The following is a 12823-nucleotide window of genomic DNA, read 5'->3' as shown; positions in this document are numbered from 1 at the left end:
CCGTTCAAATTAATTATGTTAAGTATAACGGGCTTTTCCCATAGAAAAAACCCCGAATAGGGCACTTTTTTTTAAGTGTCTACTATTCGGGGTTCAGTTCAGTTTTATTTAATAGGTTGCTTTTTATTTTTTTGATTTAATCTCATTTGTTAAACATTTAAGTAATGTTATAACTATATAAATAAGTTGGAGAATGAGGAGCTCATCAATACACTAAAGAAAAAGAGCTGCAAACTTCTTAAGAGCATTGAATCCTTAATTAGGGAGAAAAGTTGTCAGTAGATCCTTCAACAAACTATCTTAAAACAGCTTATTATAATTGTGAATAAATAGACAGGAGCTGATCAGCAACAGCGTGGTGTCCATGCACACGTATTGCATATTCTCTTCCAAGAATACCTACATTTAAACGTAACATCGGATTATCAAGTAATAATTTAATTTGATTATATAAATTATCGGGATTGGCATTTACAATTGGCAATACACTTGGAAATTTTGTAATGAGATCCGGACGAATATATGTGATGACAGGTTTTCCGAGTGCCATCGATTCCACACTCAATAGACCGTATGAGCCACATAATACTTGATCAACAATAATATCGGCTTTTTCATATAGCTTAATAACTTCATCATGATTCATTTTTTCTATTCTTTGGTAGTCAAAAGTATGTGTTTTTCGTAATTCCGCTAGAGTATTCTCGATATAGGTGGTGCCTTTGAAATCAGGATTAGTTGGTGCATGTAAAATTAAAGGTTTATCTTTATCCACTTTTGGAAAATGAGGATAGAACTTACTGATATCGATGGCAATGGGTACGACATGAACTTTTTCATAATAGTCTTTGACATAATCATATACCTCATAATCCTGAACAATTGCATGTTTAATATACTTAGATATTTTTGTTAAATTTTCGTGCATAACTTCATTTGGAGGAGAATCACCTGTATATGCATATGGATTATTTACTTTAGCAAGGTCATGGAATCTAACATCATTCCCCCAGTGATGCATAATCATTTTTTTTCGCTTTGACTGTAAATAAGGAAGATCCTCATGATTTTCATGTAGTGTTGTATTGTAATGGAAATGAAAGATATCAAACGAATTAATAATATCCTCTTGATTTGCTTTAATTTGATTTAAGTCTGTATTAACTAAGTGGTCTTTATACCCTAAGTATGAATGAAATGTATTATAACCTACAGAGTAATGCCCTTTTGCTTTGAGAGCATCACTCAATATTCCCATTTGTCCAGCTATTTCAACGATTCCATGAAAAATATTCATGGGGTTTCACCTCTATTCAGCCAGGCATAGGTTTTAGTCAAACCAGTAACAAGATCATTTTTACAACTCCAACCATAGCTTTTAAGTAGAGTATTATCTAGGCAGCGTCTTTGAACAATGTCCACGCTTCTTTTTGGTTGGAAATTTAATCTGACATTTGTTAATCCGGTAATGGTTGTAATATTTTTAGCTAATTCTAAAATACTTGTTTCCTTTTTTGTACCAACATTAAATACGCGCCCAATCATTTGGTCATTAGATGCAGCTAAAAGGATGGCATCCAGAGCATCATCGATATACGTGAAATCTCGAGTCTGTTTTCCATCATCATAGATGGTTAATGGTGCATCATTGCCTGCCTCTTCAAAAAATTTAGCTACAACACCACAATAAGGATTACTAATTAGTTGACCTGGCCCATAAACATTGGATAAACGGAGAATTGTAGTTGGTAATTGATACATATGATGGTAAACTTGACAATAATGTTCGGTTGAAAATTTACTTGCTGAATAAGGTAACTTGATATTGTAGTAAGATTCCGGAGTAGGTAACATACTTGCATCGCCATATACAGATGCGGTGGAAGTATAGATAAATCTTTTTAGCTTGGGGGATAATTCCTGAGATTTTTGCAGAAGAAGCCAGCCCCCATAAAGATTAGTATCAAAATCCTCCTTCACATTGTTATAGGATAATACAAGATTTTTACAAGCTAAATGAAATATAAAGTCTACATTTGGAAGAATTTTATTTAGAATAGCTTCATTTGTGATGCTTTCATGATAAAAAGTGATTTTTGGATCTTTGGGAACGGAAGAAATGTTACCAGTAGAAAGATCATCAATGATATAGATGGAATCAGATAAAGGAAGTAATTTTTTAACTAATTGTGACCCTAAAAAACCAGCTCCACCAGTGACTAGAACATGACCAAAATTCATTTTGCACTTCCACCTCCATCGGATTTCATCGTTGCTGTTGAAAAAGAATGAATAGGGAGATCGATGGGTAAATGATTTAAATATGATTGATAAATGGCAAAGATGGTTTCGATAGCTTTTTTTCCTTCATTCCCATCAACAAGGAGTTGCTCCGAAGATTGAATGGATTGAATCACGTTTTCATACATGTATTCCTCTTCATTATGATCCTTTAGTAATTGTTCTAATTCATCAATATCCACCTCTTCACCTTCGATATACCACCGGCTTATTTTATTTAATGAAGGTCCTTCCAAAGACATACAACCTTTTTCACCGAAGATGGATAACTGATAACCGAGATTATTTGGTTGGGTAACTACATTTGCTTCAATTAATCCTTTTGTTCCATTTGTAAAAGTTAAAATTCCTAATGCAATATCTTCAGTTTCTTTCATCCTGGTAAAGGAGGAAATGTCTCCATAAACAGTTTTTACATCCCCTAAAAACCACTGTAATAAATCAATCATATGAATCCCTTGGTTAAGGAGCATCCCTCCGTCTTGTTTCCAATCTCCACGCCATGGAGCTTCTTGATAATATTCAAGGGAACGATTAATCCGTATTGAAGCCACCCCTAAATAAGGAGTACCGATTCGTCCTTCATCAATCACCTGTTTAATCCGCTTCATGATCGGTTTAAAGCGCATTTGATGGCAAATACAAAGTTTTAAATGATTGACCTTGGCGAGCTGAATTAGTTCATCAGCTTCTTTTAAAGATAAGGTCATGGGTTTTTCAAGAATGACATGTTTTCCGGCGATTAATGCGATTTTAGCCATTTCTGCATGTAAGCCAGAAAGAGTGGAAATAATCACAGCATCTACTTCATTATATTCTAGTAAATCACTATAATTCTCGAACATTTGAAGGGAGTGATTTTTATTTGATTGAGTCTGATATTTTTTTATTGCAATATTCATTCGATCTTTATTAAGATCACTAACCGCCACAAGTTTTGCTTCAGGACAATTAGCTAACGCTTCTATATGACGGTCAGATATATAGCCGCAGCCGATTAATCCAAAATTAACAACCATCTTGATTGTCCACCTCATTTAATAATATAGAAATCACCTGATCCTGATCTTTTTCAGATAGAAAAGGGGACATTGGTAATGCGAATAGTGTTTCTGAAAGACCTTCAGCTATAGGAAAATCTCCCTTTTTGTATGATAAGTTGGAGTATACCTCCTGCAAATGAAGACATAGTGGATAGTAAATGCCTGAATGTATATCATGATTTTGTAATGTTTGAAGTATTTTTTCACGTAATGTAGATCCAACACAATACAGGTGGAAAATATGGGAACGATTTTCTTTTATTTTCGGAAGTTTGAACAGATTGGAATTTCCAAGCCCCTTGTTATAACGAGCTGCTAAGTCATTTCGTTTTTCATTCCATTCATCAATTTTATCTAATAGGACTAATAAAATAGCTGCATGTATTTCATCTAGTCGACTATTATATCCAATCGAATTATGAAAGTATTTTTGCGTTGTTCCATGTGTGCGAAGATTGCGTAGCTTAGAAGCGAGATTGAGATCGGATGTAGTTATAATGCCACCATCACCCACAGTACCTAAATTTTTGGTCGGGAAAAATGAAAAGCATGCAGCATCTCCTATAGAACCTACAGGTTGATTCTTATAGGTCGCTCCAAAAGCTTGACAAGCATCTTCAATGACGATTAATTGATGTTTTTTCGCAATTTTTTTGATTTCATCCATATCAGCTGGTTGACCGAATAAGTGAATAGGTATAATGGCTTTAGTTGCTGAAGTTATTTTATCTTCAATTTTTAAAGGATCCAATGTATATGATTCCGGATCAACATCTACAAATACAGGGGTAGCTCCTACACGTGAGACTGCTTCCGCACTAGCAAAGAAAGTAAATGGAGAAGTGATGACTTCATCTCCAGGGCCAATACCATATGCATCCAATGTAAGAACAAGGGCATCGGTTCCGTTAGCTACAGCAACAGCGTCTAATGTTCCAAGTTTCTTCGCTATTTTTCTCTCGAGTTCATCTACTTTGGGTCCTAACACATATTGACCACTTTCTAATACCTTTTCTATCTCTTTTAAAATTTCATGTTTTACTGAAAGGAATTGTTCTTTTAGTTCTATTAATTGAATCATGTTGTTCCTCCTAACTTTATTTCCTGTCATCAACATAATTTATGTTCAGAAAGGTTGTAGTGTAACGGCAGCTACACATACAATCATTAAGTCTAGTAGTAATTGTTTGTAATTCAACATTTTCATTGATACCGTTTTTCCAATAAAAGTTTTATTGAAGGGACATATATAATATTAGCGAGGAAAGGCTTTTAATCTTCTATCATACAAAAAACTACCATTTAATGGCAGTTTTTCATGTAGGATTTTTTTTATTAATATTTAATTTGTCTTCTAGTAATTTCTTATTGTGAAGAATTCTTTCATCGTTTGGACGATAAGAATAAGCTTTTTCATTGTGTTCATATGAATTCTGAAAATCTCCTAAATTATAATAGCAAACGCACATTTGTAAATGTGGATACCAAGTATAATAGGCAGGATACGTGAAGCTCCATTGATTGGTATCGGCTTCACTTTGCGCAGCTATTGAATACCAATAAATCGCATTCTTATATTCTCGCTTACGTTGGAAATTGTAACCGATTCGGCTACAGGCCTCTGGACGGGGTGTTTTGGAATACACAAATGATTGAAATAGGCTCTTTAGCTCATTATCTAAATCTCCAAGAAAGCGATAGCAATCAGCCTTATTAATACATGCGTATACTTTATCTTCAATCCATCCTTCTTTTATAGACAAGTTTTGATCATAGCTTTCAATTGCCTTTTCATAATGACCATTTTCTCTAAGTTCATTTCCATAATAAAAATAATCTCTTGCCGAAAAAGTATCGCCACGATCAATTTTTGTTTGATATATATTTAAATTACGTCCTGTTGAATGACTGATTTTTTTGTGTTTAATTGCAATATCAGAATTAATAATCTTTCCATAAACTTCGAGGTAGTTATGGCAATCGCCTTTCCATAGAAAATTTCTTGATCGTTTAACTAAACGATTTCTCCGATAACGCAAGGTAACATTTCCGTACTCGTCAGTACCTGCATCATAAAACATTGAAACAGAATCCACAGAAGGGTCCAAGGATTCTTTTAATTCCTTTAGCTTTTTCTGGTCTTCCTCAAGCAATACATCATCCGCGTCTATATAGAAAATATAGTCTTTTGTAGCGTGTCTAAAAGACTCGTTTCTAGCGTCTGCAAAGTTTCCCGTCCACTCAAAGAAATAAACACGATCTGTATATTCTTTTGCTATTTCCACCGTTCGATCAGTTGAGCCTGTATCAACGATATTAATTTCATCAACAATATCTTTTACAGTTTCTAAACACCGAGCTAGGACCTCTTCTTCATTTTTTACAATCATACATAAGCTAATTGTTACCAAATAAAAGCACACTCCTTTATTACACATTATTTTTTGCACGGATTGTGTTGCATTTTTTTATATCTTTTACTTTTAATTTTACTGCTTCTAAATCTTATATGGTTTGAAATTATATAGAAGTTAACTATAAAAAATTTACATTGGTATATTTTATATTGCTACCTTATTAATTTACTCAATGCGATCATTTTTGCTTGTATATAAACCTATACTATTGATAAATAAACATACTTTGTTCTTTTATTATTTAGGGAGGAGGGTACTTAAAATACCCTCAACATTTAGGTGAAGACAATCAGGTTTAAATTTCGGTTTATTGCATTAATAGCTGTAACATTACTTTCCACCGTACTTATAACTCGAATTTGATAGGTCGTAGATGCAGTAGCAGGTGCAGTATCCACGTAGGTATCTGCCATATTAAATCTTGCTGTACCTGCTCCTGGTTGATTTCGAATTAATTCTCTTGTTTGGAGCAGTGTGGTGCCGCGATATAAACGAACCTCTATTGTGAAGCTGTTGTTTGCTGTGGCTGTTACTTCAATCGTCAATGCACTATCAATCTTGATATTTTGATTTGCTAATGGTGTTGCTGTAACACTGGCAACGGTAACTTCGGTATTTATAGGTGTAATTGCAATAGAAGCTGTATTATTTTGAAATCCTAATCTAGTGGATGTTCCAGTTGGTCCTCTAGCACCGGTCGATCCTCTAACACCGGTTGGTCCTCTAACGCCGGTTGGTCCTCTAGCACCAGTCGGTCCTCTGACACCGGTTGGTCCTCTAACGCCGGTTGTTCCTCTAACGCCAGTTGTTCCTCTAGCACCGGTCGGTCCTCTAACGCCGGTTGTTCCTCTAGCACCAGTCGGTCCTCTGACACCGGTCGGCCCAGTGATCCCCGTTGAGCCCGTGACGCCGATAGGACCAGTAACCCCCGTGGGCCCAGTAGCACCTGTTGCCCCAGTGACGCCAGTCGTCCCAGTAACTCCCGTAATCCCTGTCGCCCCAGTAATGCCTGTAACACCAGTAACCCCAATTGGTCCGGTAATGCCCGTGGCGCCAGTAACTCCAGTTGGGGTAATGCCTGTAGCACCAGTAACTCCAGTTGGCCCGGTAATGCCCGTAGCGCCCGTGCTGCCGGTAGGTCCAGTAATGCCAGAGGGTCCAGTGCCGCCGGTGGGTCCAGTAATGCCCGTAGCGCCAGTACTGCCGGTAGGTCCAGTAACGCCCGTGACTCCAGAAACGCCGGTGGGTCCAGTAATGCCCGTGGCGCCCGTAACACCCGTTGGTCCGGTAATGCCCGTGACTCCAGAAACGCCGGTTGCCCCGGTAACCCCCGTCGGTCCAGTGATCCCCGTAGCCCCAGTACATCCAGAACCTTCGATAGATAATAATTCAATATCATCAATAACTATTTCTGAACTTCCTGCTAATGGAAGTTTATTTACAACAACTAATGCATAGGTAGCACCTAATGGGGCTAGTCCAGTTGTTTGATAGATTTCTAGCCTTGTTTGATTTTCTTGAGCATTAGGTATTTTATCTGGAGTGATATTTGTTATTAATCCATAATTTAAAAAGTTTAATGAATCATCATAATAAATTATCAATAAGGCCAAAGGAGGAGAAGGCGAAGGGTTAGTTTTTGCAAGAGAGATTAAGAACTCAAACCTTTCCAAGGAATTAATGGATATAAATTGACCGATATATGAATTTACAGAACCGCCCTGTAAAAGAGCTGAATAATATCCAGAATGTGTATAAAGATTGGTAATTGAGGCATTAGTGGAGAACCAAGGAGTTAATGTTCCGTTTTCAAAATCTCCATTTACTATTAAATTGTTAATAGTCAACAGGTTACCTCCTTCCCATAAAAAGTTCTTTATAGCATATGAAAGGAATGATAATGCTGTAACGACACTTTCATTATAAGAGGATTGTATTTTATAAATGGACATTCATCAGTTACCACATAGTATTGCTTTCATAAAGTAATAAATAGGGGAATAGGGAGGGTTGAAATGAGTAATTTTGAGAATTTAGTATATACGTCTATAAAAGAAAATAATCTCGAATTAACAAAAGAATTATTGATGCACAGTGATACCAAACTGCTTAACAGTCCAGAGTATTACTTCTTAAATTCTTGTTTTTATTTAAAAAAGGGGAATTTCACTAATTCTTGGTTATGGTTATGGAGAGGGTTAGAAAAGCATCATGACAACCGAAAATTAGTGTATTTGATGTGGAAGGTGAATTATTTACTTAACCGGATAGATGCTGCAAATTACTTTGAAAAAAAGTACAAAAGCTTGTCACTAGGTCTTGTAACAGATCCTATACTCCCTTTTGAGATAGAAAATTTAACAAAAGCTACAAAAAATAATAGCTTTTCTGTAATGCAAGGGAGTATGGAAGTGGCAAATCAAATGGCTACCTTATCAAAAGGTTTAATAAAACAAGGAATTGTCTCGCATACATTAAACTACTATCCATACTATTTAAATTATGATTCGGATTACGAATGGTCGTTAATTGGTCAACACAGCACCCCCATTTTAAATACGAAATTAAGAAAACTGACACAGGAACTACTTCCGTTTTATGATCTTTTTCATTTTCATTGGGGAACAACATTGACCTTTGATTATTCAGATTTACCAATGTATAAGAAATTTGATAAAAAGTTGATTATGCAGCATTGGGGAAGTGATGTCCGTCTTTATTCTGAAGCTAAGAAATTAAATCCATATGCACTAGTGAAAAATAGGAATGAGGATCAAATTAAGTGGAGACTTCAAACACTTTCTAAACATGTGAATGATTGCATAGTTTTTGATATGGAATTATTTCATTATGTAAAAGATTATTATGAACATATTACAGTTATTCCAGCAATGGTGAATTTAGAAAATTACAAACCTATTGAGAATGAGGGCAGAAATAACAAAATAATCATTGCTCACGCTCCAACGTCACCATATATAAAAGGAACAAAATATATTCTAGAAGCTATTGAAAAGTTAAAAGATCAATATCGTTTTGAGTTTATTATGGTACAAGGAAAAAGTCATAGGGAAGCAATAAAGATATATCAAGAGGCAGATCTTATAATAGATCAGTTACATGTTGGCAGTTATGGACTTTTTGCCGTTGAAACAATGGCCATGGGAAAACCAGTCATTTGTTGGATAAGCGATTATATGAAGGAAAAATACCCTTCTGATCTTCCAATAATAATAGCTAACCCTGAGACGATAAAGGATGAATTGGAAAAGGTGTTAAAAAATATAGATATGCTCGCTGAAATAGGAAGGAAGGGGAGAGTTTTTGCAGAGAGTCATCATGATATGAACAAAAACAGTCAAAAGTTTTTTACATTATATGAGTCTATTTTAAATAAGTGATTTTAGAGACATTACTTTAAACTATAAAAGGTAATGTCTCTTTTATGTTGATTAAAAAACACTTTTTATATAGAATGTAATTTTTTCTCATATATTGTGAATTATTAAATAAGATATCCTACCTTTACCACAGTCCTACAGTTAGAAGAACGTGTTGAAAATAATAAAGCTGATACTATCATAATGAAATAACAATTATGTTATAAAGGAACTAAAAAAGACTTGTAGAAAAATTCTACAAGTCTTAATTAAATTAATCTAGTTTTTCAATTTGTATATGAGCACTTGTACCGCCTGTTGATAAGGATAATGCTAGGCCAGTTACTGTAATAGTTATTGTGGCTGGTACAGTGGTCACGTTAACTATTGCTTCTCCAACTAATGGTGCACCAACACTTACTAGAGTAAAGGTCCCCGAAACTGGTGCTCCGTCAAGTTCAATTTGTGCTCCTCCTAAAAGACTTAAAGTTGTTGTATATATGATAAATCTTACTGAATAGAAGCCAGTCTCGGTAATACTAAATGTTGTTGTTGTTGGTTGGGTTATTGCGGTTCCGAAGGAATTTTCAGGAGTATTAAATGGAATATCTCCTCCAACCCCAACTGTTAATCCACCGACATTTCGTGCACTAATTGCTGCCTCTAATCCTGCTCCACTTGGTCCTGTTGGACCAGTGGCCCCCGTAGCGCCGGTAACACCCGTAGCGCCCGTGACTCCCGTAGCGCCCGTGGCTCCCGTAGCGCCCGTAGCCCCAGTAACACCCGTAGCGCCCGTGACTCCCGTAGCGCCAGTGGCCCCCGTAGCGCCAGTAACACCCGTAGCGCCAGTAGCGCCGGTAGCGCCAGTAACGCCCGTGGCTCCGGTCACCCCAGTGGCTCCAGTGACTCCCGTAGCGCCGGTAACACCCGTAGCGCCAGTAGCCCCAGTAGCGCCAGTGGCTCCAGTAACGCCCGTAGCCCCAGTCACACCCGTAGCGCCCGTGACTCCCGTAGCGCCCGTGGCTCCCGTAGCGCCCGTGACTCCCGTAGCGCCGGTAGCGCCAGTAACGCCAGTGGCTCCAGTAACCCCGGTAGCCCCAGTAACACCCGTAGCGCCGGTAACACCCGTAGCGCCGGTAGCGCCGGTAGCGCCAGTAACGCCAGTGGCTCCCGTAGCGCCCGTGGCTCCAGTAACGCCGGTAGCCCCAGTAACACCCGTAGCGCCGGTAGCGCCCGTGACTCCTGTAGCGCCGGTAGCGCCCGTGGCTCCCGTAGCGCCGGTAGCCCCAGTCACCCCAGTAGCCCCAGTCACACCCGTAGCGCCGGTAGCACCGGTAGCGCCGGTAGCGCCCGTAGCCCCAGTCACCCCAGTAGCCCCAGTCACCCCAGTAGCGCCGGTAACACCTGTAGCGCCGGTAGCGCCCGTGGCTCCCGTAGCGCCGGTAGCGCCAGTAACGCCCGTGGCTCCCGTAGCGCCGGTAGCGCCAGTAACGCCCGTGGCTCCCGTAGCGCCGGTAGCGCCAGTAACGCCCGTGGCTCCAGTGGCTCCCGTAGCGCCGGTAGCGCCGGTAGCCCCAGTAGCGCCCGTAGCCCCAGTAATACCAGTAGCCCCAGTCACCCCAGTAGCGCCGGTAACACCCGTAGCGCCGGTAGCGCCAGTAACGCCCGTGGCTCCCGTAGCGCCGGTAGCGCCAGTAACGCCCGTGGCTCCAGTGGCTCCCGTAGCGCCGGTAGCCCCAGTAGCGCCCGTAGCCCCAGTAATACCAGTAGCCCCAGTCACCCCAGTAGCGCCGGTAACACCCGTAGCGCCGGTAGCGCCAGTAACGCCCGTGGCTCCAGTGGCTCCCGTAGCGCCGGTAGCGCCAGTAACACCAGTGGCTCCAGTAGCGCCAGTGGCTCCAGTAACGCCGGTAGCGCCAGTAACACCCGTAGCGCCGGTAGCGCCAGTAACGCCCGTGGCTCCGGTCACCCCAGTGGCCCCAGTAACACCCGTAGCGCCAGTAACGCCCGTGGCTCCAGTGACTCCAGTGGCCCCAGTGGCTCCGGTGGCTCCAGTAACGCCAGTGGCTCCAGTAGCCCCAGTAGCCCCAGTAGCCCCAGTAGCCCCAGTAACGCCAGTGGCCCCCGTAGCGCCGGTAACTCCGGTAACACCCGTAGCGCCGGTCACCCCAGTAGCGCCGGTAGCGCCAGTGGCTCCAGTAACGCCGGTAGCCCCAGTAACACCCGTAGCGCCGGTAGCGCCAGTGGCTCCAGTAGCGCCGGTAGCGCCAGTAACGCCCGTGGCTCCAGTGGCTCCAGTAGCGCCGGTAGCGCCCGTAGCCCCAGTCACCCCAGTAGCGCCGGTAGCGCCCGTAGCCCCAGTCACCCCAGTAGCGCCAGTGGCTCCAGTAGCGCCGGTAGCGCCAGTAACGCCAGTGGCTCCAGTGGCTCCAGTAGCGCCGGTAGCGCCCGTAGCCCCAGTCACCCCAGTAGCGCCGGTAGCGCCCGTAGCCCCAGTCACCCCAGTAGCGCCAGTGACTCCCGTAGCGCCGGTAGCGCCAGTAACGCCAGTAACGCCAGTGGCTCCGGTCACCCCAGTGGCCCCAGTAACACCCGTAGCCCCAGTCACCCCAGTAGCGCCAGTGACTCCCGTAGCGCCGGTAGCGCCAGTAACGCCCGTGGCTCCGGTCACCCCAGTGGCCCCAGTAACACCCATAGCGCCAGTAACGCCCGTGGCTCCAGTGACTCCAGTGGCCCCAGTGGCTCCGGTGGCGCCAGTAACGCCAGTGGCTCCAGTAGCCCCAGTAGCCCCAGTAGCCCCAGTAACGCCAGTGGCCCCCGTAGCGCCGGTAACTCCGGTAGCGCCCGTAGCCCCAGTCACCCCAGTAGCGCCGGTAGCGCCCGTGGCTCCGGTCACCCCAGTGACTCCAGTGGCCCCAGTGGCTCCGGTGGCGCCAGTAACGCCCGTAGCGCCCGTAGCGCCGGTGGCACCTGTCACACCTGTCACACCGGTAACACCTCTTGGCCCGGTCGGACCAGTTGGACCTATAATATCAGCATTTTCAACGGCAACTAATGATACATCGTCTACGAGAATGCCGGAGCTCCCGGCCTTTGGTAGTTTGTTTACTAGGACAAGTGCTTGAGTTGTTCCAGGTGGTGCAGGGGAAGTAGTTTGATAAACTTCTAGCCATCCTACATTGTCTTCAACATTTGGAACTCTTTCTGCTACAATATTGGTCAGTTCACTATATCCAAGGAATTGGAAGAGACTGTCAAAATAAGTTACCTGAAGAGTTACAGGGGGTGAAGGGTCATTACCTAATTTTGCAAAGGAAGCAAATAGTTCAAAACTTTGTCCAACATTAGCTGGAACAAATTGTGCAATATAGGAATTGGTTTCTCCACCAGGTAGGAAAGCTGAGTAGTAACCAGAATGTGAGAAATTTATAGTAGGAAAGGCATTTAGTACGATCCATGGTGATAAATTACCAGATTCAAAGTCTCCGTTTATGATTAGTTCTCTAATAGAAGCCATTAATTGTTCGAATCCTCCCTTTTAAAATATTTGCCTCATAGCTTATAGAAAGTAATGAAGCATGTTTCATACTATGTTTTAACATGTGGTTTGTAACGACAGTTTAATTAGAAGTAGTTAAAATGTGTCGAAAAATGGGACTCTATTCTACTTATATTTAATTAA

8 protein-coding genes are annotated in these 12823 nt (G+C 41.5%); 1 reads left to right on the top strand and 7 read right to left on the bottom strand.

All coding sequences use genetic code 11. The features are described from left to right. Nucleotides 1–313 precede the first annotated feature (313 nt). From NST63_RS17475 to NST63_RS17450, 6 genes are all read right to left on the bottom strand, one after another. The gene (locus NST63_RS17475; protein WP_212942379.1) at nt 314–1297 is read right to left on the bottom strand and encodes a glycosyltransferase family 4 protein; all 984 of its coding nucleotides are present in this window, start codon (nt 1295–1297) and stop codon (nt 314–316) included. Then, nucleotides 1294–2241, bottom strand: a complete 948-nt coding sequence (locus NST63_RS17470; RefSeq protein ID WP_341043110.1) for an NAD-dependent epimerase/dehydratase family protein — start codon at nt 2239–2241, stop codon at nt 1294–1296. Before NST63_RS17470 ends, NST63_RS17475 begins: the two co-directional genes overlap by 4 nt. After that, complete coding sequence (locus NST63_RS17465; RefSeq protein WP_341043109.1) at nt 2238–3320, bottom strand: Gfo/Idh/MocA family protein; 1083 nt, start codon at nt 3318–3320, stop codon at nt 2238–2240. The genes NST63_RS17470 and NST63_RS17465 overlap by 4 nt, the downstream gene beginning before the upstream one ends. After that, complete coding sequence (locus NST63_RS17460; protein ID WP_212942376.1) at nt 3310–4425, bottom strand: DegT/DnrJ/EryC1/StrS family aminotransferase; 1116 nt, start codon at nt 4423–4425, stop codon at nt 3310–3312. The genes NST63_RS17465 and NST63_RS17460 overlap by 11 nt, the downstream gene beginning before the upstream one ends. Nucleotides 4426–4660: 235 nt before the next feature. Next, complete coding sequence (locus NST63_RS17455) at nt 4661–5755, bottom strand: glycosyltransferase (RefSeq protein WP_212942375.1); 1095 nt, start codon at nt 5753–5755, stop codon at nt 4661–4663. A gap of 281 nt (nt 5756–6036) precedes the next feature. After that, complete coding sequence (locus NST63_RS17450; protein WP_341043108.1) at nt 6037–7608, bottom strand: NTTRR-F1 domain; 1572 nt, start codon at nt 7606–7608, stop codon at nt 6037–6039. Nucleotides 7609–7776: 168 nt separating this feature from the next. Here NST63_RS17450 and NST63_RS17445 point away from each other — a divergent pair, with 168 nt between their 5' ends. Beyond that, complete coding sequence (locus NST63_RS17445; RefSeq protein WP_212942372.1) at nt 7777–9162, top strand: glycosyltransferase; 1386 nt, start codon at nt 7777–7779, stop codon at nt 9160–9162. Nucleotides 9163–9415: 253 nt separating this feature from the next. On the opposite strand, the gene NST63_RS17440 is transcribed toward NST63_RS17445, so the two are convergent. Further along, entirely contained in the window at nt 9416–12658 is a 3243-nt protein-coding gene (locus tag NST63_RS17440) for an NTTRR-F1 domain (RefSeq protein ID WP_341043107.1), read from the bottom strand. Between the last annotated feature and the right edge of the window lie 165 nt (nt 12659–12823).

This window comes from Heyndrickxia sp. FSL W8-0496, assembly GCF_038007825.1.
GTDB classification, from domain to species: Bacteria; Bacillota; Bacilli; order Bacillales; family Bacillaceae_C; genus Heyndrickxia; species Heyndrickxia oleronia.
Note: the sequence above shows the minus strand (reverse complement) of the source record. Positions and strands in the feature narration are given on the sequence as shown.